Origin of the sequence: Nocardia sp. NPDC050406, assembly GCF_044459025.1 — a bacterium.
Taxonomy (GTDB): domain Bacteria; phylum Actinomycetota; class Actinomycetes; order Mycobacteriales; family Mycobacteriaceae; genus Nocardia.
Window position 1 is genome coordinate 320,556 of the sequence record NZ_JBITIM010000004.1, and the last position, 20,592, is coordinate 341,147.

The window sequence follows — 20,592 nt, forward strand, 5'->3', positions numbered from 1 at the left end:
CCGTGGCCTACCGGCCGAGCATGTCCATCGCCGCCACGTGGCTGAACAGCACGGACGCGCCGATGGGATTGCCGCCGCCGGGATAGGTGGCGCCGCTCACCGCGGCCATGGTGTTGCCCGCCGCGTACAGGCCGGGAATCGGGACGCCGGAGGAGTCCAGGACCCGTGCGGCGGTATCGGTGCGCAGACCGCCCTTGGTGCCGAGATCGGAGATGCCGAAGGCGGCCGCGTGGAACGGGCCCTTGCGAATCGGGACCAGTGGCGACTCGCCCCCGGAGAAGGCGCGATCGTAGGCTTCGTCACCGCGTCCGAAATCCTCGTCCACACCCTGGTCGGCCATCTTGTTGAACCGAGATACGGTGGCGGCCAAGGCATCTCCCGGAATACCGAGCTTGTCGGCGAGTTCGGCGAGGGTATCGGCGGTATGCCACAGCCCAGCCTCGATGTATCGCTCGGCCGCCACCATGGGCACATTGCTTGCCTTGACCGGCGGGATCGCGCCCTCGGTGTCGTCGTAGATCATCCAGTACGGCAGCGTCACCGTCCCCTCGTCCATGGACGCGATGATCTCCCGGCCCAACCGGTCGTACGGAGCCGATTCGTTGACGAAGCGCACACCGTCCTGATTCACGAAAATGCCCGCGGTGAACCACAATGCGAAGGCGGCGCGACCATCCGGATGGATCATGCCCGGCGACCACCACGCCTGATCCATCAGGTCGGTATCCGCGCCGACCGCCATGGCGGCCTCGTGTGCGCGGCCCTGATTTCCCCAGGGGCCCATGGTGTCTCGGGAGGATCCCGGCACGCCGAAGCGCTGTCGCAACTGCTCGTTGCCTTCGAAACCGCCCGCCGCCAACAACACTCCCTTGCGGGCGCGGATCGCGCTCCGCTCACCGTCGCGCTCCACCACGGCGCCGACCACCGCGCCGTCCTCGATGGCCAGTTCGACCAACGCGGTATTCCGACGCAGAGAAACGTTGGGGTACTTGCTCATTCCGAGCAGGAACCGCCCCACCAGCGCGCGCCCGCCGATCAGCGTGTCCGGCTGCGGAGCTCCCTGCCGGTCGGTCGCCAGCGGCCCACGCACCGAATCGCTCAACTCGCCCAGCTCCGCCGCGGGCAGCGGCGTCGGCACGATGTGGCGCTTGCCATCCAGCCGCGCCTTCGGGGCCTTCCCGAAGTAGTCCGGCCACGGAAACACCTGAAACGAAAAGGCCGAATCCTGCTCGAGATACTCGATGACCCGTGCCCCACCGCGAACATAGGCCTCCTGCAACGCGACCGGTGTCCGATCCCCCACCACCGTCCGGAAGTAGGTCAACGCGTCCTCGACACTGTCGTCCACCCCCGCCCGCCGCAACACCGGATTGCACGGAAACCACACGCCTCCGCCCCCCGAATACGCCGTTGTTCCCCCGAACTTCTCGGTCGCCTCCACCACGACCACACTCAGCCCCTCCCGAGCCGCCGTATACGCCCCGGCCAGCCCGCCCCCCGACCCCGCGACCAGCACATCGACTTCTTCGTTCCAGACCGTCACCACAACCTCCGACCTCGCCGTCCCCCTCGACGGTAAGCAGCGCTCCCGGCCCACGCACCCACCGTCCCGGTGTGCAGGAACCGAGGGGGGTCTGTCACTTGGGCCAGTGGTTCTCCGGGCCCGATTTCAGGACGGCTTCGCGGGCGGCCGCGTCGAGCCAGTCCTTGATATCGGTGTCCTGGGTCAGGTTGATGTAGAGCGCGGTGGATTCGTAGACGTAGCGGTAGTTCTGCGCGCCCCAGCCGGAGCGGGTGGCGTAGCTGATATCGCTGTCGCATACGGCGGAGCCGACGCCGTGTTGGGGACACCACACGGCCCAGTCCTGGGTTTGGCCCTTCATGGTTTCGTAGAGGGTGTTGGCGGCGTCGGTGGTGGGGAAGGCCATGACATTGACCGAGACGAGGATTTGGTCGGAGGCGTCGATATAGGAACCGGCGATCATGTGCGAGCAACCGTACTGGGACAGAATGTCCTTCACGTTCTGGGACATGCCGTTGGTGACGCAGTCCTTCACACCGCCCGCGCGCAGGGTGTACTCCACGTTCTTGGCATCGCGAAAGCTCTGGGGCAGTAGGGCTTCCGAGGTGAAGGGGGTGGGGTCGGTGGCCTGGGCGTTCAGCCTGCTCCAGTCGAAGGGCGCGGTGGTCGGGGTGTAGTACTCGCTGGGGGAGTAGGAGTACGTGGTGGTGGGGGCGGCGGTCTGCTCGTCGGTTTCGCGCATGTTCACCGTGACGAGGGCGGCGACGCCGACGAGCGCGGCCACCACGAGCAGAATCGCCGCGATCAGCACCCCCGTAGCGCGTGCGGGCGGCGGCTGCCATCCGGCGGGCGCGGGTGGCGGTGTGAGGGGTGCCGCGGGAGCGAATTGTGTTGTGCGCCGGTCGAGGACGGTCAGGGCGTCCGCGCGGTAGTGCGTGCCGTCCGCGGTGAGGAAGGCCTCCCGGAGACCGACCCGCCATTCCCCGGCCGAGGGGCGCACGTGCGGAACGCCGAACGCGCGGTCGAACAGGCCCAGCAGTCGCGAATCCAGCTCCCGCGGAATACCGGATGGCGGCTGCCACGGCCCGGGCTCGTGCGGCGCCACATCCGTGCCCTGGAAGAGGCCGCGGTAGATGAGCACCGCCAGACCGAAGCGCTCACCGTGCACCAGGCTCGTCTCGTCGAGCACCTCCACGATCTCGCAGGCCCGAATCAACACGGCCACACGCAGATACGCGTCGGGCGGCGCGGCGGAGCGGGTGTAGAGCTGGTCGAAGGTGAGCATCGAGCCATCGGGCAGCTGGAAATCACCGGGACCCGACGGCAGGACGACGCCCAGCAGGGTGTTCTCGTGCTTCACCAGATCGATCGGCCAGGTCATGGCGCTGGCGGCGACGCCCGCGGAGCCCACCCGGTCCTCGGCGGCGAACACGATCTCGCGTCCGAAACACACCGCGCGCGCGACCCATCCGATCACACCCGCGTCGGTGACCGGTTGGTTGAACAGCTTGTACAACCGGTCACGCCCGGCACGATCGCGACACGGGTACAGCCCCGGCCCGATCGCCTGCCCCGCGACGGCGTACTCGTCGCCGAACGCACCCGTGACCGAAACCCACCCCGCATCCGGTGCTTTCGACAACGACACCGAAGTCATACCCGAACCCCTCTGCCACGACGCCCTGCACGTCATCAATCAGCGGATCGACTCTCCCATAACGGGCAAGGGGGTTCAAAGCGAACAAATCGCCAGGGTGTGGATATGACTCCGCCGCATCCGGCGGGGGTGCCGGATGCGGCGGAGGGGACAGCGGTGGCGCTACTTGGTGGTGGTCGGGGCCGCCGAAGTGGTTGTGGTGGTGGGAGCTTCGGTCGGCTGCTCCGTGGTCGGCTTGGTGGTCTCCGGGGAGGCCGCTACCGGCGAAGGCGCCTGCGTTGTCGTCGTCACCGGCGGAGTCGTTGTCGTGCTGGAGCTTTCGGACGTGGTCGTCGGCGCCGGAGCGGTCGTGGTCGACTTGTCCGTCGTGGACGTCGGCGGTGTGGTCGCGGTGGTCTTCGACGGGCTGGTCGTCGACGTCGTGGTGGACGTCTTGGTCGAGGTGCTCGTCGGCGTCGCCGTCTCGGTCGCCGCCCGGTACGCGTCGGCGAGATCGTCCTCGGTCGGCTTGGCCTTGGTGTCGACCTTCTCGCCCGCCTGCGCCTGCTTGGCCAGATGGGTGAGCCAGGCGGCCGCGTACTCGGCCGAGGTCAACTGCTTGCCGTTCGCCGGGTCGGCGTCCTTCCAGTAATCGAAGTGGTGGCCCTCGTGATTGTCGCCCAGTGTCTGCTTGTACGGATCACTCAGAATCACCGGAATGGTGTTCTGATTCGTCACGATCAGCCCGACGATCTCATTGAAGATCTTCTGCGGCAGATAGGCCAGCGGCGACATATTGTCCGTCGCGATGGTGTCGGCCTGCGCCGGTGCCTTCGACTCGCCCGGCTTGTAATTCGGGTCCGACACCTTCAACAGCACCTGCAGGAACGTCTCGTCGCTCTTCATCCAATTCGGATTCGAGGCGATATCGGAGAATGCCGCCAGCGCGATCTGCCCCAGCGTCTCCGCCACATCCTGACCGGTCGCCGGAGTCAGCCCATCGCGTTGCAGCGCATCCACATTGATCTGTCGGCCGACATTCACCGCCAACTGCAACAGCGAGATATTCTGCGGGGCCGAACAGGTGAGGTCGCCATCGGAACAGAACGACGCGATCTTGCCGTTCAACTTGCCGAAATCGCCGCCCTGCGAGACGCCCTGGCCCGCCACGGGTTTCACGCCGTTCTGATACTTCTGGTCGAAGCCGTCCGGATTGGCGAACGGGTCCTGCGCGCCAATGAACGGGCCGTCACCGGCGGCGCGTCCCGCGTCGGCCAGGATGACCACACCCATCACATCGTCGGGGTTCACGATCCCGTACTCGCCGTCGGCGCCGGGCTCCTGGCCACCGATCTTCATGGCCACGCGGCGCACGACATCCGCGCCCTCGCTGTAGCCGACAATCGAGAATTTGGTGTCCGGGCACGCCTGGGCGATCTCCCGCATCACCTGCTCGGTATTGGCGACACCGGCATTGACGGCATCCTCGTAGCTGTCCATATTCGCCGGATAGGCGATATAGATGGCGGCATAGGAGCCCGGGTCGACATCATCGGCCGGTGCGTTCACCACCGGATCGACCCATTCGCTGTTGTGATCTCCCGCCAGCGCCGCGGGCAATTCGTTCCCATGTTCGTCGACCAGCAGTTTGGTGGTGCCCGCCACCGGCGTGTCACCCCGCCCCGCCACCGAAATGCTCACCATGTCATGGCATTCCGTGACCGACGACTTCAACTGTGTATCAATAGTTTTCGGCGTCGACGTCGGGGCGATGGTGGCGGCCAAAACCCCCACCACGCCCAGCGACGTCAATGCCGCTGTAGCGGAAGCGACTTTATGTCGCACGAAGAATTCGCGAAGAGCCATGCCCTTATCCCCATTCGATAACTGACACGTGGACGGACAGGCCCCCCGACGGGCCGTGTGTCACGCAACATGTCGTTGCCGGGGGTGTGCGCGTTACGCCCCGTGTTGACAGGGGGTCCGAAGCGGTGGCACGATCGGCTCGTACCACTTAGTTGCATGTACATACACAGACTGGAGTTCGACATGACCGACCAGCGCATCGAGAAGATCGCCACCACCCCCGACTGGTATGAGCCGTACAAGATCTCGCAGGCCATCAAGGCGAACGGACTCATCCACGTCTCCGGACAAGCCGGGATCGACGAGCAAGGGCGCACGGTCTCCCAGGACTTCCTGACGCAGGGACGACAGGCCTTCGCCAATATCCAGCGCGTACTCGCCGCGGCGGGAGCGGATCTGGGCGATGTCGTGAAGGTCGGCATCTTCGTCACCGATGTGGCCGCCAACCTCGACAAGATCAAACAGCTCCGGGAGGAGTTCCTGCGCGAGCCCTACCCCGCCGACACCCTGCTCCAGATCTCCTCCCTCGCCCAGCCCGACTGGCAGATCGAAGTCGAAGTCACCGCACTCGCCCGCTGAACCCCACCCCGCATCAGGAGAAACCATGTCCGACAGCCCATTGCTGCGCCCCTACCGCCGCGGCGTACTCGACCTGCCGAACCGTATCGCCATGGCGCCCATGACCCGGGGGCGCGCCGACGACGCGACCGGTGTGCCCAATCCACTGACCAAGGACTACTACGCCCAGCGCGCCAGCGCCGGATTGATCGTCACCGAAGGGATCTACGCCAATATCCTCGGCAAGGCCGGGCCCGGTGTGCCCGGCCTCGTCGACGACGCGCAGGTGGCGGGCTGGCGTGAGGTGACCGATGCGGTGCACGCGGCGGGCGGGCGAATCTTCGCCCAGCTGTGGCACGTCGGACGGATGACGCACCCGCTGATCCTGCCGGACGGCGCGACACCCCTCGCACCCTCGGCCGAACGGATCACCGGTGCCCAGATCTTCACCGACCAGGGCTGGGTCGACCATGTCACGCCGCGCGCCATGACCACCGCCGAAGTCGAGGCCACCGTCGAGGATTTCGCCGCCGAGGCGCGCAATGCCATTGCCGCGGGATTCGACGGCGTCGAGATCCACGGTGCGAACGGTTATCTCATCCAGCAGTTTCTGGCGGAGAACACCAATCGCAGAACCGACCGCTACGGCGGCTCGCGCGCCGCCCGCCTCCGGCTGGCCGTCGATATCGTGCACGCCGTGGCCGCCGAAGTCGGAGCCGAGCGCGTCGGCCTGCGCATCTCCCCGGGCAACCCGGAAAACCAGATCGCCGAACAAGATCCGCAGGACACCTACCGCACGCTCCTGAAAGCGCTCGACCCCTTGGGTCTCGCCTACCTCCACGTCCTCGAACGGGGCGCCTATCCCGCCCTGGCCGACCTGCGGCCCCGCTGGTCCGGCACGCTCATCGCCAACTTCAACGGCCCCACCCCCAACACCCCGGAAGCAGCCGAGAAGACCCTCAACTCCGAACTCGCCGACCTCTTCTCCTTCGGCCGCCTCTTCATCGCCAACCCCGACCTGCCTGCCCGTGTCGCCACAGCGGCCCCGCTCGCCGAGTACAGCCGCGAACTCGTCTACGGTGGTGGCGCGCAGGGGTACACCGACTACCCCGCCCTGCAAACCGAACCGGTCTGAGCCGGAATGCCTTTCAGGTCATCGCCGGGGCCGCCCAGACTTTCAGGGCCGATTCACCGCGACAGCGTGGTACGGCGTGGTCGGCTCCGGCGGAGTGCCGAAGCGGGCGTTCGGCAAGTACAGGCGTCCGCCGAAGGCCGCGAGAGTGGTCGGTACGTCGAAGCGCGGGTCGGTGATTCGGCGCTCGACCGAGCCCTTCGTGCCCGCGGGGTCGAGGGTGACCACGGCGATCGCATTGCGCCGATTCTGCACGACATACAGGGCGTTGCCCTCCAGGCGCAGTCCGTCACCATCCTCGAGGGTCTCGGTGCCGAGATCGATCCGGTGCGTCACGCCCGTCGCCGGATCGACCCGGAACAGATGGCCGGTCACCGACTGCACGATGATCAGGCCCGTGCCGTCGGGTGTGCGGGCGATGCCGTTGGCGTTGAAGGCATTGGGCACGTAGGCGATATCGCCGTTCAGAGGGAGCCGCACCACCGCCTCGGGCGCGGGTAGCGAACCGTCAGGGCCGAAGGGCAGGTGATACAGCGCGGCCGCGCGCGAATCGGTGAACCACGCGCCGGTCGGCGTGAGCACCACATCGTTGACGAAAGTGTTCGGGGCCGTGGCAACTCGATAGTTCGCCAGCACCGCGCCCGTCAGTGCGTCGACCACCCGGACATCACCACCGGTGCCACCCGCGACGAACAGGCGACCGCGATCATCGATCTGTAGGCCGAGGGACGGCGTACCCGGACCTGGACTGAGAATCCCGCCCTGCCCGGTCAGCAGATCGGTGCGGTAGATGGACCCGTCGGCCATGGAACCGAAGTAGGCCACCGGCAGGCGGCCGATCGCGATGCCCTCCGGCTGGAATCCGGCGGGCAGGGTGATGGTGGCCGGGAATATCGGAATGTCCGCGGCGGCCCGGTGCGCGGGTGCCACGACCGTCACCCCGAGGCAGGCGAGCGCGGCCGATATACCGAGCACTCGCCTCATCTCACCGGAAACCGCTTGGGCTGCTTGACGTTTCACCCTACAAGTCTCGCTCTGCGGCGATCGATGAGTCCAATACATGTTCGTCAATCCATCGATCTCGATACAAGATCGATGAATGGAGCTCCAGCAGATGCGCTACGTCATCGCGGTGTCGCTGATCCTGAGCCGTCAGTGCTGGCTCGTCGAACCCAGCGCCTTGATCGCCTCGCTGAGCTCGGCGGCGGACTGGGCCATGGCCTGGGAAAGGGTGGTGTCCGGCTCGGCCAGCCAGCGGGGCATCGCGTGCCGGTGAATCGCCAGCACCACGTCGATGATGAAGCGGGCCTTGCCGGGGTCGACGCCGCGACGCTCGATCACCGGCACGAGTGCGTCGGCGATGGAGGCGAGTTTGATCAGTTCGCGCTCGGCCAGTGCCGGGTTGGCGGCGATCACTTTGCCCCGCCGCACCAAAAATTCGCGCGGGCGAAAGATCTCCTCGGCGGCTCCCAGTGCGGCAAGCAGCGCCTCGATCGGCGTGAGTCCCGGGTCCGCCGCCTCGAGCTGGGCGACGAGGTGTGACTCGATCTCGTCACCGGCGAAGAGAACCTCCCGCTTGTCGGGGAAGTAGCGGTAGAACGAGCGCTCCTTCAAACCGGCGGCACCCGCGATCTGCGCGACCGAGGTGCGCTCGAATCCCTGCGACTCGAAAAGCTCGAGCGCCGCGCGCTCGAGGCGGCCCTGTGCGTCGGATTCCCATCTCGGCATACGCATCAGCCTACGACAACAGCATCTGTTGTCACGATGCTACGGTGAATGACAACAGATGCTGTCATCACAGGAGTGGGTTCCATGAAGGCTCTTCAATTCGACCGGTTCGGCTCCCCGGACGTGATCGTGCTCCGCGACGTCCCGCGACCGGAGCCGGAACCCGGCCAGATCCGGATCGCCGTGCGGGCGTGTGGACTGACACCGGCCGACTGGCACCTCGTCGACGGTCTCCTCGCCGACCAACTGCCGCCGCTGCCGCGCGGGCTCGGCCTGGAGATCGCGGGTACCGTCGACGCGCTCGGCGACGGCGTCACCGACGTCCGGATCGGTGACCGCGTGTTCGGCCCGGCCGTCTACGCCAGCCCGACGGCCGGTGCTGCCGAATACGCATTGATGCCAGCCTGGGCGCGCATCCCCGACGGCGTCACCGACGAGCAGGCCGCCGCGCTGCCGATGGCGGCCGAAACGGCCTGGCGCGCACTCGACGACCTCGGCGTCCGACCGGGCGAGCTGCTGCTCGTCCACGGCGCGGGCTCCACCGTGGGCGAAGCGGCGGTCCGCTTCGCGCTGCACCGGGGCATTCGGGTGATAGCCACCGCCGGGCAGACCCGGGCAGCCGCCCTGGAACAGATCGGAGCCCGAGTAACCGCATACGGCAACGGCATGGCCGACCGCATCAGGGCACTGTCCGAAGGCCCCGTCGACCGCGCCCTGGACACCGCGCCGACCGGCGGCCGAATCGACCGCGCCGACCAGCCCAGCCCAGCCGAAGGCTCACTGCCAACCCTGATCGAACTGACCGGCGACCCCGGTCGCGTCCTCACCGTCTCGGACTTCGCCGCCGCGGCCGACCTGGGCGTCCGGATCACCACCGAGATCCGCTACGACCATATGAACGAGTTCGCCCGGCTCGCAGGCGAAGGCATCCTGGCCGTACCAGTCGCACGCACGTACACCCTCGACCAAATCCAGCAAGCGGCCGAACTCAGCCAATCCCGCCACCCCGGCGGCAAACTCATACTCGTCCTGTGAACCATGACCCGCCAGCTTGAACCCTCCTGTTGAAATGCAGCTAGTGCGCGACGGTAATCGTTGCGGCAGAGCTACTCCGAAGCCGCGCGAACCACCACGCCGTGCGCGAAGAGGTTGCCCGTGCCAGACACGGATGCCCTCAGCACTTCCTTCTCGCCGAGCTCGGTGATCTCGACAATGCGGTCCCAGAAGATGTCACTGGTGGCGACCATCGCGAGATGGGGGTCGTCCAGTAGCGCCGCGACTCGGGCCAGGCGTTGGCGGCTCGGGGAGCGGCGCCACATGGCGGAGCCGCAGAAGGCACTACCCATCGCCGCCTGGAAGTCGCGGTGGCTCATACCTTTCGCAGTGAAGCTCGCGCGAACCTTGTCCCAGATCTCCTTGGGGATTGTGTCCACATTGGTGTTGCGGGGCATGGGTGCCAGTTCCGTGAGAACCTCCGCGGCCGATACACCGCGGGCACCATGAACTCCGACGTCGCCAAGGAAGACGGTTTGATTGTCCGCGCCGTCGATCGTCAGGTGCCATCCGTCTCGGTATCCCGCCTTGTGCGCCACCTTGATTCGGCCGTGCACTCCCATCCGCAGGAGCAGTTGAGCAACGTCGTCCACAAGTCGTCGGCTGGTCGACGCGTAGTAGACGCGGGCTTGTCGACCCCTGGCATCCCAGCGGACCGAACCATCGGTAGCCCAAAGGTGCTGGAGGAACAGCGCGATCTGCCGATTCGGCAGCTCGAAAACCCTGGAGGGGACGAACTTGTCGTAGCTGCGCAGGCCGAACAGACCCAGACCGTCGAGCCATTCGGCGATCGGGTTACGCCTCCCACGGGCGAGGCGAAAGGGTGCGGGCAGCCGCAGGGTAGTGACGCGAGCGGCCGCATAGTCGTCCCTGATCGCGGTTACACCGAAGTGGGTCGCGGCGGCAGCGACAGCGGCGAGATTCTCTTCATCGATGCTCGCATAGCGGATGGGCTGCCTCTTCACGCACGAACCGTCGCCGATCATGTGCGCCAGCAGAACCACCTCGGCATCCACCATCGGCGTGATGCTCAGTGGCTCGGGTATCGATCTCGGTGTGGCCACCCGGTGGTCGATTCCGAGCCTCTTCAAGGAAACCCAACCGTCGACTGTCAGAAGTTCTTGGCCGCCTGTGGCTTCGAACAATCGGCCCGAAGCCAAACGAACACGAAAGACCGCCGCCCGGCCAACGGATTCGACCCATGTCATACGGCGAACCGCGATATGCATTTTCGCGTCCATGGACCAGACGTTCGGGCGCTCGACAGTGCGTAGCAATTCTTCGAGAGTGACTTCAGTACCGTTGTCCGCTCGAAGAATTCGCATCGTCGATGGCATCACACATCGATTTTATAGCGCGAAACCGATGCTGTCCGGCTAACCGCGAGCCATATCGACGAATCGACTCAAGTGCAGCTGATGCGCCACAGTAATGGTGGCAGTAGGGCCATTTCGGTGTTTACCGACAATGAGGTCCGCTTCGCCGCCTCGTGGGTCATCCCGCTCGAAAGCATCGGGCCGATGTAGCAAGATCACCATGTCCGCATCCTGTTCAAGCGAACCACTTTCGCGCAGGTCAGACACCATAGGACGCTTATCTGTCCGCTGTTCCGGACCACGGTTCAGCTGCGATATAGCAATTACCGGAACCTCTAATTCCTTAGCCAAAAGCTTGAGGCTTCGCGAGAATTCCGAGACTTCCTGCTGGCGCGATTCGACCTTTTTGCCGGACGTCATCAGCTGGAGGTAGTCGACCACGACAAGGCGCAAATCGTGCCGCTGTTTCAAGCGGCGCGCCTTGGCGCGGATCTCCATCATGGTGAGGTTCGGTGAATCGTCGACGAACAGTGGCGCTTCGCTGATTTCGCTCATTCGCCGGGCGAGCTTCGTCCAGTCGTCGTCGCTCATGCGGCCGGAGCGCATATCGCCGAGTTTGATTTTCGCTTCGGCGGATAGGAGGCGCATGACGATTTCGGTGCGGCTCATTTCCAGGGAGAAGATGACGCTCGCCAAACCGTGTTTGATCGAGCAACTTCGCATGAAATCCATTCCCAGGGTCGATTTGCCGACACCAGGTCGCGCCGCGACGATGATCATTTGGCCGGGGTGGAGGCCGTTGGTGAGTTCGTCGAGTTCGGTGAAGCCGGTGGGGACGCCGAGGGAGATGCCGCCCCGGGAGGCGATGGAGTCGAGTTCGTCCATGGTGGGCTGGAGGATTTCCTCCAGGGGCATGAAGTCTTCGGAGGAGCGGCGTTCGGTGACGTCGTAGAGTTCGGCTTGGGCTCGGTCTACGACCTCGGCTACGTCTTGGCCGTCGGCGCCCGCGTAGCCGTATTGGACGATGCGGGTGCCTGCTTCTACGAGGCGGCGGAGAATCGCCTTCTCGGCGACGATTTCGGCGTAGTAGCCCGCGTTGGCGGCGGTGGGCACGGTTTGGGTGAGGGTTACCAGGTATGGGGGGCCGCCGATGCGTTTGAGTTCGCCGCGGCGGTCGAGGGTGGCGGAGACGGTGACGGGGTCGGCGGGTTCGCCGCGGCCGTAGAGGTCCAGGATGGCGTCGTAGACGGCCTGGTGGGCGGGGCGGTAGAAGTCGCCGGGGCGAATGACCTCGATGACGTCGGCGATGGCGTCCTTGGACAGCAGCATGCCGCCGAGGACGGATTGTTCGGCGGCCATGTCGTGCGGAGGCTGGCGGCCGAAATCCTCGCCGGGAGGTTCGTAGGAGGGGCCACCCTGTTCCTCGTGGCCGCGATCGTCGACGACTGCCATCAGACTCGACCGTCCTCTCTCATCCCGCCCGGAACCACCTCTCGTTGTACGCCTGGGCACCGACAGAATCGGGTACCTTCGCGGCGTTGCGAGCGCGCGTCGGCAAACTCGTGGTGCCTGGGCGCGGGGTACGTGAGATCGTGTCGTTCCCGGACTATGGTCACGACAATGAAGCGAACCTAGGCGACCGCCTGGGCGCCCGCCAAACCGAGCTGTGCACATATCTGGGGACAACGTGGGCATTGTTCACCAGCTGTTGTGCACCCCCTGTGCATTACTTGGGGAGAAACTCCGGCGGAATAGATCAATCCGCAGGTAGTGACGCATTTCGCGAGGTGTGAAACTGTGGATCAATCCATTGCGGCGTGTCGCTGGACATGAACATTCGGGCGTGTTGGGTGAACGGCTACCAACACCTGTGTGGCTTGCGCCACAAGCAGAAAGGTCGGTTTGCCGAGTAATCCACAACCCGGCGAATCCCGAGCAGCAGGCAAACTCCGCACCGGTCCGTCGAACACCGCCGATACCCGAAAGCCATCCGCCAGCAAACCCGAAACGGACAAACACAGAATCGGAGGCCACCTCCGGGGTGAAGATGGCCTCCGATCGACGCGTTACCGCGAGCCAATCACTCGGCGGCAGCGACCTGCAGGTCGAACTTGGCGACCACGGACGGGTGCAGGTGCACCACGACGCCGTGCTTGCCGGTGCTCTTGATGTGCGCCTTCGGCAGCTCGATGCTGCGCTTGTCCACGACCGGGCCACCGGCGGCCTTGATGGCCGAGGCGACGTCGGACGGGGTGACCGAACCGAAGAGCTTGCCGGTGCCCGCGGTCTTGACCGACAGGGAGACCGACTCCAGGCCCTCGATGGCCTGCTTCAGCTCGTTGGCGTGGTCCAGGTCGCGCACCTTGCGGGCGTCCTGCGCCCGGCGGATGCCCGCGACCTGCTTCTCCGCACCGCGGGTGGCGACGATCGCCAGGCCGCGGGGCAGCAGGTAGTTACGGCCGTAACCGTCCTTGACCTCCACGGTGTCTCCAGGAGCACCGAGGTTGTCCACATCAGCAGTCAGAATCAACTTCATTGCTGTGCCTTCCCTTCTCAGCGAGCCGTGGAGACGTAAGGCAGCAGCGCCACCTCACGAGAGTTCTTGACGGCCACAGCGACATCGCGCTGATGCTGCACGCAGTTGCCGGTCACCCGACGAGCGCGGATCTTGCCGCGGTCGGAGACGTACTTGCGCAGCATCGTCGTGTCTTTGTAGTCGATCTTGACGGTGCCGGTCTTGCTCTCCTTGCAGAAGGAGCAAGCCTTCTTCTTCAGCACCTTTTCGCGCGCCGGTGCTTTGGCCATGGTCATCTACTCCGTAATTTCGGGAGCCCTGTTCGAAGGGCTCCAATGCCGTTGTCTAGAACGGCGGTTCATCGTCCATATGGCCGCCCCCGAAGGAACCGGCCGCGGGCGCGCTGCCCCAAGGGTCGTCGCCGCCAGAGCTCTGCTGGCCGCCACGAGCGCCGCCACCACCGGAGTTGTTGAAGTTGCCGCCGCCGCCGCTGTTCTGGCCGCCGAATCCGCCGCCCCCACCACCTCGGGTGGTCTTGGCGATCTTGGCGGTCGCGTACTTCAGCGAGGGACCGACTTCGTCGACCTCGAGTTCGACCACGGTGCGCTTCTCACCCTCGCGGGTTTCGTAGGACCGCTGCTTGAGTCGACCGCTCACGATCACTCGCGAGCCTCGGGTCAGACTCTCGGCGACATTCTCCGCAGCCTCACGCCAGATGTTGCAGCGCAGAAAAAGCGCTTCGCCGTCTTTCCATTCATTGGTATTACGGTCGAACACACGGGGAGTCGACGCGACCGTGAAGTTCGCGACGGCCGCTCCCGCGGGCGTGAATCGAAGCTCGGGGTCAGCCGTCAGGTTTCCGATGACGGTGATGACCGTGTCGCCTTGAGCCATGGTTCCTCCTGCTCTCCGGTGCAGTCCGCAGTGCACGCGTTTGTTGCGCTCAGCCTAGAGAAAGGCACCGACGCAAACGAGCGCACGTGCTGGAGGACTGGACTTACTTCTTGTCGAGGCGCAGCACCTTGGTGCGCAGCACCGATTCGTTGAGACCAAGCTGGCGATCGAGCTCGCTCACCGTGGCGGACTCGGCGGTCAGGTTGACCACCGCGTAGATGCCCTCGGCTTGCTTGCTGATCTCGTAGGCCAGACGGCGGCGACCCCAGATATCGACGTTGTCGACCTTGCCGCCTTCAGCTGTCACAACATTGAGCATGTTGTTCAGATTCGGGGCTACGGTGCGCTCGTCCAGGCTCGGATCGAGAATAACCATCACTTCATAATGACGCACGGACCTCATCACCTCCTGTGGACTGTGAACGGCCCACGGACTGTCCGTGGGCAGGAGGGTTCGTTGCGTCAGCAACCCGACAAGGCTACATGAGGTTCGGGCTGATCAGCGAAGGGGGTGTCCCGCGGGTCCGCGCCACCTAGTCTGGTGGCCATGCCGAACCGACCCGACGCCTTGGCAGCGGTTGACGACCACCGTGCCGTCGGCCGGGCGGGTGGCGCGGTGACTCTGATGGTGGCGCTGACGTCGGTGGTGGTGTGCGCCGCGACGCTGCTGATCGCGTATTGGAACAAGGCGCGCTGCGCGGTGGGCGCGGTGGACGGTCAGGGTCGGAGCCTGGCGTTCGACGTCATCAAGGATTCGGATGTCTGCTACTCCGATATCCAATTCCTCTGGCTCGGTCGCGATATCAACGAGCACGTCTTTCCTTATATCTCCGGCGGTATCACCCCGGACGGCACGCTCACCGGCGGCGTGGTCGAATACCCGGTGCTGAGTGGGCTGTTCATGTGGCTCGGCGCGCTCGGAGCCCATGACGACGCCGCGTTCCTGCTGCATTCGGCGTTGCTGCTCGCGCCCTTCGCGCTGTTGACCGCCTGGATGCTGGGCCGTATGACCGGCTACGCGGCGCTGCTGTGGTCGGCCGGGACGCCGCTGGTGCTCTACGCCTTCCACAATTGGGAACTGCCGGTGGTCTGCACCGCGGTCGCCGCGGTCTACGTCATGACGATGGCGACGCGATATTCGTTGCGCACCAGGGCGATCGCGGCCGCGGTGTGCTTGGGGATCGGATTCTGCCTGAAGCTGTATCCGGGCATCTTCGTGTTTCCCTTGGCCGTGTACGTCCTCGTCGCCGGGCGCGAGCGGGGCCGCTACGACGTGCGCGGCGCGCTGGGGGTGGTCGGTGCGGCCGTCGCCACGGTGGTGGCGATCAATCTGCCGTTCGCGCTGGCCGGATACGAGGGCTGGCGGGCGTCGTTCACCTTCCAGCAGTTGCGGCAGGCCGATATCACCACGAATTCGGTGTGGTACTGGGGACTTCGGCCGATGTTCGACGCGGGGGAAGCGGGGGAGGCGGACTTCCAGGAGGTGGTGTCGATCGCCTCGCCGCTGCTGATCCTGGCCGCGTTCGCCTTGGCGCTGTGGCTGGGTTGGAAGCGCTACACGACCACGGGCGTCTATCCGTGGGTCGGGGTGAGTGGCGCGATGCTGTGTGGATTCTTGTTGTTCCACAAGGTGCATTCGCCGCAGTACACGCTGTGGTTGATTCCGTTCCTGGTGCTGCTCGAGGTGCCGTGGACGGCCATCGTCGGATATCTGCTGGCGGACGCCGCCATCGGTATCGGGGTGTTCCGGTATTTCTACGCGCTCGGTTCGGGCAGCACGGCGCGCCTCGAGGAGCACATCGTGCTGTTCGGCGTGTGGGGCCGGGCCGCGCTGCTGGTGGTGTTCTTCTTCCTGTTCATTCGTGCGGCACAACGTGTTTCGCGTACCGAGCCCGAGCCGCTCGCGGACCGTTCCCGCGATCTGGTGCCGGTGTCGTAGCCGTCAGCGTTCGGTGTGCCGGGCGCGAAAGGCCGCGCTCTTGGCCCGGTTTCCGCATTGCGTCATATCGCACCAGCGGCGTGAGCCCGCGCGTGAGGTGTCGACGTAGAGCCGTGTGCAATCGTCGCGGCCGCACTGTTTGACCCGTGGGGCGTCGGGCCCGCCGAGCAGTTCGACGGCGGCGCGCGCGATGGCCGCCAGCGCGGTGTCGGTATCGCCGGTGCGCCGAATGGTGCCGTCGGGCCGCAGTGCGACCACCGGCAGCGGCCCGCGCGCGATCTCGTTCACGAGTGCTCGGTCGGCGTCGTCGATCCGCTGGTTCTCGACAATCCCCTCGAAGGCCATGCGGTACACGGCTTCTCGCAGCTCCACCGCGCGCGCCAGCGCCGTCGCGTCGACGCGGGGGGTGGTGTCGAGCAGGCCCGCGGCCACGAACCACTCGCTCAGCCGCTCCGGTACCGGGAGCTGTTCCTCGGCCCGGGTGGTGCGGCCGCGCACGGTGCCGCAGAAGTCCAGGGCGAGATTGCCGCTGACGAAGGTGAACACCTCTCCATAGTAACCACCTTGACAGGTTACCGAGGCCGGTGCGACGGTAGTAACCGTTCTAGGTGGTTAGCTCTCGGGAGAATCCAGTGGACTCACGGCTCGCGCAAGTACTCGCCCCACCCGCCCTCATCCTCATGTGGAGCAGCGCCTTCATCGCGGGGATCATCGGCGTGGGCGCCGCGCCGCCCATGCTGGTGCTGTTCGCGCGCTTCGGCATCGCGGCGGTCCTGCTGATCCTCCTGGCCCTCGCCACGGGCGTGACCTGGCCGCGCGGCCGCGTCCTCGGCCATACCGCCATTGCCGGTCTGCTCATGCAGATGGTGCAGTTCGGGGCGTTCTATACCGCTATGAGCCACCAGGTTTCGGCCGCCGTCATCGCGCTGGTGCAGGGCCTGAGCCCCGTGGTGATCGCGGTCTTCGCGGGCGTCCTCGGCGAGCAGGTGTCGCGGCGGCAGTGGCTGGGCTTCGGTATCGGCGGACTCGGCGTGGGCTCGGCGGTGATCGACCAATCCACCTTCTCGGTACTCGGGCTGGTGCTGTGCGTGATCGGCCTGGCCGGGCTGAGCCTGGGCACGGTCTACCAGAAGCACTTCACGCCGAAGGTCGAACCGCGCGCCGCCACCGCGATTCACGTGGCCGTCAGCGCACCCATCGCCGCGGTGCTGGCGCTGGCCACCGACAGCTTCCACCTCACCGATCCCGGCCGCTTCGCGGGCGCCCTGGTCTGGATCGTGCTGATCAATTCCATGGCCGCGTTCCTGCTGCTCAACGCCATGCTGCTGCGCTGGGACAACACCCGTGTCGGCCGCTTCTTCTTCGCCACCCCGGCCGTCACCACACTCATGGCCTGGGTGGTGATCGATCAGCATGTCGGCGCGCTGACCATCGCCGGACTCGCCGCCGGACTCGTGGGCATGGTGCTGGCCTCGAGCCGTACGGTGCACACCGCCACCGACGCCGACACACGCCGCCACGTCGCCGCGATGAGTCGATAGCGCGCGGGCGATCCGGGCACACTGTGCCCATGCTGCATCTGCGGATTCTCTCGCCCGCCGCCATGACCGACGATGTCGTCGCCAATCTCGAATGCGATGACGCGGTGAGCGGTCTGGCGGTTTTGCGCGGAGCCTCACTGCGCCCGCCGGGCGATATCGTGCTCGCCGAGGTGGCCCGCGAGGCGGGCAACGATGTGGTGGACCGGCTGCGCGGGCTGAAGGTGCACCAGGAGGGCAGTATCGCGATCGAGCAGGTGCCGACCTGGTTGTCGCGCAGTGGTTTCGAGGCCGAGGTGCGCACGCCGGGCAGCAGCGCCGACGCGGTGGTGTGGGCCGATGTGACGCAGCGGTCCTACGAGGAGACCGAACTCAATTGGAGCTACCTGAGTTTCATGACGCTGGCGACGATCATCGCCAGTATCGCCATCGTGCTGGACTCGCAGATCCTCGTCATCGGCGCGATGGTGCTCGGCCCCGAGTTCGGGGCCATCGCCGCCCTGGGCGTGGCGCTGGTGCGGCGGCGATTCGTCTTGCTGCAGTTGGCGATTCGCACGCTGGTGTTCGGATTCGTCTCCGCGATCGCCATCACCTTCCTGCTCGCGCTGGCGGCGCGCGGCCTGGGCTGGATCACCCTCGACGATGTGGTGGGCCCGCGCCCCGGCACGGGCTTCATCTACACGCCCGACAAGTGGTCGTTCATCGTGGCGGTGGTGGCCGCGGCGGCGGGCGTGCTGACCATGACCTCCGCGAAATCCGTTGGCATGGCCGGTGTTTTCATCTCGGTGACCACGGTTCCGGCGGCGGGCAATATCGCCCTCGGCGCGGCCTTCGGCGTCGGGTCGGCGATCTGGGGCAGCACCTTGCAGCTGTTCCTCAACGTCTCCGGTATGGCGTTGGCGGGTTGGCTGACCCTGGCTGTGCAGCAACGGCTCTGGACGCGCGTCTCGGTGCGCCGCGCCCGGCACCTGCACATTCCCCGGCGCATGCTGTGACAGCACCGCGCCCCCGGTCGGTGACCGGGGGCGCGGGCGGGGAACACGCTATTTGGAGGCGGCCTGCCAGTTCATACCCCACCCGTAGGCGCGGTCGATGGCGCTCTGATTTCCATTGATGTAGTTGACTTCCCGGTGCACCGTGAGCCCGCCGCCGCTGTTCTGCAGCATGGCGATGGCGCAGGACCGGGCCCCGTCCACGGGGGAGTCGAGGCGCACCTCGATCTGGCGGCCATCGGTCGGGTAGAGCGTCACCACGCCGTCGGCGGCCGCCCAGTTGGGGACGCCCTCGTAGATGAAGGCGAAGATCAGAATGCGGCGGAACACATCCGGCCGGGACAGGTCGATGTGCATGTTCTCGCCACCGGTGGACTGTCCGGTGCGGTCGTCGCCGTCGAGCTGAATGTAGGGCGCGGCCTTCAGATTTCCGAAGTTGTTGCCGATGGCCTGCACGACACCCTTGGTGCCGTCGGATAGCTCGTACAGGCAGCCCAGATCGAGGTCGACCGCGCTGGAGCGTTTGAACAGCCCCCGCTTCTTGCCCTGGGACCAGTTCAGGTTGACGCGCATCGCGCCCTGACTGTCACCGGGTTTGGTGAGATTCACCGACGGTGTGGCCTTGGAGAGCGTCACTTTCGACATGGATCGCATCCCCCCTCAGGGACTTTCGTGATCTTCTCGCACCCGCCGGGACGAATATCGTTGGCGGGTGCGAGAAGTCGAGCAGATAGGCGAAATCAGCCTACCGGCGTCACTTCCTTGTCGTTCACCGTTTCGGCCTCACCCTCGCGCCGGTTGCGGATCACGCTGGTGATGAAGGCCGCGCCGATGAAGCCGACACCGATGAGACCGGTGATGAGCTCGTTGACGTGCACGCCGATCGAGACGAGCAGGATCACCGCCAGCGCGCCGATGGCCCAGTGCGCGCCGTGCTCCAGGTACACGTACTCCGACAGCGTGCCCTTGCGCACCAGGTACACCGTGATGGACCGGACGAACATGGCGCCGATCAGGCCCAGGCCCAGCGCGATGATGATCGGGTCCGAGGTGATGGCGAACGCGCCGATGACACCGTCGAAGGAGAACGAGGCGTCGAGCACCTCGAGGTACAGGAACAGGAAGAAGCCCGCCTTGCCGGTGGCCTTGGCCAGCCCGGACGGCCCGGCCTTCTCGGCCTCCTCGGCCAGTTCCTCGGTGTGGAACATGGAGCCCAGGCCGTCGACCACCACGTAGGTGACGATGCCGAGGATGCCGCCGAGCAGCACGGTGGAGCGGTGCGCCTCGTCGGCGATGAACTCCGCGGCCAGCACGACGCCGACCAGCGAGACGACCACGGCGAGCATATCCAGCTTGCCCAGCTTGGCCAGCGGCTTCTCCAGCCAGCTCAGCCAGGTGATGTCACGCTCTTCGAAGATGAAGTTCAGGAACAGCAGCAGCAGGAAGGCGCCACCGAAGGAGGCGATCTGCGGATGCGCGTCGGTCAGCAGCTTCTCGTAGGAGGGGCTGCCGTCCGGGAAGAGGAGCGCGTCGTTGGGCGGCGGGTTCAGCGCCAGGTCGAACGCCTCGACGGGGTTCAGACCGGCGGTGATCCAGACGATCGCCAGCGGGAAGACCAGGCGCATACCGAACACGGCGATGAGCACGCCGATGGTGAGGAAGATCTTCTGCCAGAACTCGCTCATCCGCTGCAGAACGGTGGCGTTGATGACCGCGTTATCGAACGACAGCGACACCTCGAGGATGCCCAGGATGGCGCACAGCGCCAGGGCGGTCGGTCCGCCGTACACAAACGCCACGATCAAGGAGAGGATCGTGACGATGATGGAGAGGCCGAATATTCGCACCGGCTGTGGCCTTTCGTGAGGTATATGGGCGCGAGAATGATATGCCGAAGGGGCTC

General features: G+C 65.9%; 20 protein-coding genes. 6 read left to right on the plus strand and 14 right to left on the minus strand.

Going from position 1 to position 20,592, the window contains the following annotated elements:
• Positions 1–7 precede the first annotated feature (7 nt).
• The 3 genes from ACIBH2_RS30200 to ACIBH2_RS30210 form a co-directional block, all read right to left on the minus strand.
• Positions 8–1,543 carry an FAD-binding protein gene (locus ACIBH2_RS30200; RefSeq protein WP_397123641.1) on the minus strand — a complete coding sequence of 512 codons (1,536 nt, stop codon included), beginning with the start codon at positions 1,541–1,543 and terminating at the stop codon, positions 8–10.
• A gap of 94 nt (positions 1,544–1,637) precedes the next feature.
• Positions 1,638–3,179, minus strand: a complete 1,542-nt coding sequence (locus ACIBH2_RS30205) for a hypothetical protein (RefSeq protein ID WP_397123643.1) — start codon at positions 3,177–3,179, stop codon at positions 1,638–1,640.
• 162 nt (positions 3,180–3,341) lie between these two features.
• The gene (locus ACIBH2_RS30210; RefSeq protein WP_397123645.1) at positions 3,342–5,024 is read right to left on the minus strand and encodes a cutinase family protein; all 1,683 of its coding nucleotides are present in this window, start codon (positions 5,022–5,024) and stop codon (positions 3,342–3,344) included.
• 183 nt (positions 5,025–5,207) lie between these two features.
• Here ACIBH2_RS30210 and ACIBH2_RS30215 point away from each other — a divergent pair, with 183 nt between their 5' ends.
• Positions 5,208–5,603, plus strand: a complete 396-nt coding sequence (locus ACIBH2_RS30215; protein WP_397123647.1) for a RidA family protein — start codon at positions 5,208–5,210, stop codon at positions 5,601–5,603.
• Between the two features lie 25 nt (positions 5,604–5,628).
• Positions 5,629–6,717 (plus strand): alkene reductase, encoded by a 1,089-nt coding sequence (locus tag ACIBH2_RS30220; protein ID WP_397123649.1) that lies wholly within the window; start codon positions 5,629–5,631, stop codon positions 6,715–6,717.
• Between the two features lie 42 nt (positions 6,718–6,759).
• Here ACIBH2_RS30220 and ACIBH2_RS30225 read toward each other — a convergent pair whose 3' ends face one another.
• Positions 6,760–7,698 (minus strand): SMP-30/gluconolactonase/LRE family protein, encoded by a 939-nt coding sequence (locus tag ACIBH2_RS30225; RefSeq protein ID WP_397124261.1) that lies wholly within the window; start codon positions 7,696–7,698, stop codon positions 6,760–6,762.
• Between the two features lie 168 nt (positions 7,699–7,866).
• Positions 7,867–8,442 carry a TetR/AcrR family transcriptional regulator gene (locus tag ACIBH2_RS30230; RefSeq protein ID WP_397123651.1) on the minus strand — a complete coding sequence of 192 codons (576 nt, stop codon included), beginning with the start codon at positions 8,440–8,442 and terminating at the stop codon, positions 7,867–7,869.
• 84 nt (positions 8,443–8,526) lie between these two features.
• Between ACIBH2_RS30230 and ACIBH2_RS30235 the strand changes: the two genes are divergently transcribed.
• Positions 8,527–9,477 (plus strand): NADP-dependent oxidoreductase, encoded by a 951-nt coding sequence (locus ACIBH2_RS30235; RefSeq protein ID WP_397123653.1) that lies wholly within the window; start codon positions 8,527–8,529, stop codon positions 9,475–9,477.
• Positions 9,478–9,548: 71 nt separating this feature from the next.
• Here the strand turns inward: ACIBH2_RS30235 and ACIBH2_RS30240 are convergent, their stop codons facing one another.
• The 6 genes from ACIBH2_RS30240 to rpsF all read right to left on the minus strand — a co-directional run bounded on the left by ACIBH2_RS30240 (position 9,549) and on the right by rpsF (position 14,614).
• Positions 9,549–10,832 carry an LAGLIDADG family homing endonuclease gene (locus ACIBH2_RS30240; RefSeq protein WP_397124263.1) on the minus strand — a complete coding sequence of 428 codons (1,284 nt, stop codon included), beginning with the start codon at positions 10,830–10,832 and terminating at the stop codon, positions 9,549–9,551.
• A 39-nt stretch (positions 10,833–10,871) separates the two neighbouring features.
• Positions 10,872–12,263: a replicative DNA helicase gene (gene dnaB / locus ACIBH2_RS30245; RefSeq protein ID WP_397123655.1), complete on the minus strand. Its 1,392-nt coding sequence runs from the start codon at positions 12,261–12,263 to the stop codon at positions 10,872–10,874.
• Between the two features lie 628 nt (positions 12,264–12,891).
• On the minus strand, positions 12,892–13,347 hold the full coding sequence (gene rplI, locus ACIBH2_RS30250; RefSeq protein WP_397123657.1) for a 50S ribosomal protein L9: 456 nt from the start codon (positions 13,345–13,347) through the stop codon (positions 12,892–12,894).
• 17 nt (positions 13,348–13,364) lie between these two features.
• Entirely contained in the window at positions 13,365–13,616 is a 252-nt protein-coding gene (gene rpsR / locus ACIBH2_RS30255) for a 30S ribosomal protein S18 (protein ID WP_397124265.1), read from the minus strand.
• A 55-nt stretch (positions 13,617–13,671) separates the two neighbouring features.
• On the minus strand, positions 13,672–14,220 hold the full coding sequence (locus ACIBH2_RS30260) for a single-stranded DNA-binding protein (RefSeq protein WP_397123659.1): 549 nt from the start codon (positions 14,218–14,220) through the stop codon (positions 13,672–13,674).
• Positions 14,221–14,323: 103 nt separating this feature from the next.
• A complete protein-coding gene (rpsF, locus tag ACIBH2_RS30265; protein WP_397123661.1) occupies positions 14,324–14,614 on the minus strand; it encodes a 30S ribosomal protein S6 in 291 nt (96 codons plus the stop codon).
• 231 nt (positions 14,615–14,845) lie between these two features.
• Between rpsF and ACIBH2_RS30270 the strand changes: the two genes are divergently transcribed.
• Positions 14,846–16,159 (plus strand): hypothetical protein, encoded by a 1,314-nt coding sequence (locus ACIBH2_RS30270; protein WP_397124267.1) that lies wholly within the window; start codon positions 14,846–14,848, stop codon positions 16,157–16,159.
• Between the two features lie 3 nt (positions 16,160–16,162).
• Here the strand turns inward: ACIBH2_RS30270 and ACIBH2_RS30275 are convergent, their stop codons facing one another.
• Entirely contained in the window at positions 16,163–16,705 is a 543-nt protein-coding gene (locus ACIBH2_RS30275) for a CGNR zinc finger domain-containing protein (RefSeq protein WP_397123664.1), read from the minus strand.
• A gap of 86 nt (positions 16,706–16,791) precedes the next feature.
• Here ACIBH2_RS30275 and ACIBH2_RS30280 point away from each other — a divergent pair, with 86 nt between their 5' ends.
• Positions 16,792–17,700 (plus strand): DMT family transporter, encoded by a 909-nt coding sequence (locus ACIBH2_RS30280; protein WP_397123666.1) that lies wholly within the window; start codon positions 16,792–16,794, stop codon positions 17,698–17,700.
• 29 nt (positions 17,701–17,729) lie between these two features.
• Positions 17,730–18,692, plus strand: a complete 963-nt coding sequence (locus ACIBH2_RS30285; protein ID WP_397123668.1) for a DUF389 domain-containing protein — start codon at positions 17,730–17,732, stop codon at positions 18,690–18,692.
• A 48-nt stretch (positions 18,693–18,740) separates the two neighbouring features.
• Here the strand turns inward: ACIBH2_RS30285 and ACIBH2_RS30290 are convergent, their stop codons facing one another.
• Positions 18,741–19,343 (minus strand): Tellurium resistance, encoded by a 603-nt coding sequence (locus ACIBH2_RS30290; protein ID WP_397123670.1) that lies wholly within the window; start codon positions 19,341–19,343, stop codon positions 18,741–18,743.
• Positions 19,344–19,429: 86 nt separating this feature from the next.
• On the minus strand, positions 19,430–20,536 hold the full coding sequence (locus tag ACIBH2_RS30295) for a DUF475 domain-containing protein (RefSeq protein ID WP_397123672.1): 1,107 nt from the start codon (positions 20,534–20,536) through the stop codon (positions 19,430–19,432).
• Positions 20,537–20,592 lie beyond the last annotated feature (56 nt).

Excerpts from the sequence above, each read along its gene's own strand:
- ACIBH2_RS30205 (WP_397123643.1), bottom strand. The coding sequence starts at position 3,179 with ATGACTTCGGTGTCGTTGTCGAAAGCACCGGATGCGGGGTGGGTTTCG.
- ACIBH2_RS30210 (WP_397123645.1), bottom strand. The coding sequence starts at position 5,024 with ATGGCTCTTCGCGAATTCTTCGTGCGACATAAAGTCGCTTCCGCTACA.
- ACIBH2_RS30215 (WP_397123647.1), top strand. The coding sequence starts at position 5,208 with ATGACCGACCAGCGCATCGAGAAGATCGCCACCACCCCCGACTGGTAT.
- ACIBH2_RS30220 (WP_397123649.1), top strand. The coding sequence starts at position 5,629 with ATGTCCGACAGCCCATTGCTGCGCCCCTACCGCCGCGGCGTACTCGAC.
- ACIBH2_RS30225 (WP_397124261.1), bottom strand. The coding sequence starts at position 7,698 with ATGAGGCGAGTGCTCGGTATATCGGCCGCGCTCGCCTGCCTCGGGGTG.
- ACIBH2_RS30230 (WP_397123651.1), bottom strand. The coding sequence starts at position 8,442 with ATGCCGAGATGGGAATCCGACGCACAGGGCCGCCTCGAGCGCGCGGCG.
- ACIBH2_RS30235 (WP_397123653.1), top strand. The coding sequence starts at position 8,527 with ATGAAGGCTCTTCAATTCGACCGGTTCGGCTCCCCGGACGTGATCGTG.
- ACIBH2_RS30240 (WP_397124263.1), bottom strand. The coding sequence starts at position 10,832 with ATGCCATCGACGATGCGAATTCTTCGAGCGGACAACGGTACTGAAGTC.
- dnaB (WP_397123655.1), bottom strand. The coding sequence starts at position 12,263 with ATGGCAGTCGTCGACGATCGCGGCCACGAGGAACAGGGTGGCCCCTCC.
- rplI (WP_397123657.1), bottom strand. The coding sequence starts at position 13,347 with ATGAAGTTGATTCTGACTGCTGATGTGGACAACCTCGGTGCTCCTGGA.
- rpsR (WP_397124265.1), bottom strand. The coding sequence starts at position 13,616 with ATGGCCAAAGCACCGGCGCGCGAAAAGGTGCTGAAGAAGAAGGCTTGC.
- ACIBH2_RS30260 (WP_397123659.1), bottom strand. The coding sequence starts at position 14,220 with ATGGCTCAAGGCGACACGGTCATCACCGTCATCGGAAACCTGACGGCT.
- ACIBH2_RS30270 (WP_397124267.1), top strand. The coding sequence starts at position 14,846 with ATGGTGGCGCTGACGTCGGTGGTGGTGTGCGCCGCGACGCTGCTGATC.
- ACIBH2_RS30285 (WP_397123668.1), top strand. The coding sequence starts at position 17,730 with ATGCTGCATCTGCGGATTCTCTCGCCCGCCGCCATGACCGACGATGTC.
- ACIBH2_RS30290 (WP_397123670.1), bottom strand. The coding sequence starts at position 19,343 with ATGCGATCCATGTCGAAAGTGACGCTCTCCAAGGCCACACCGTCGGTG.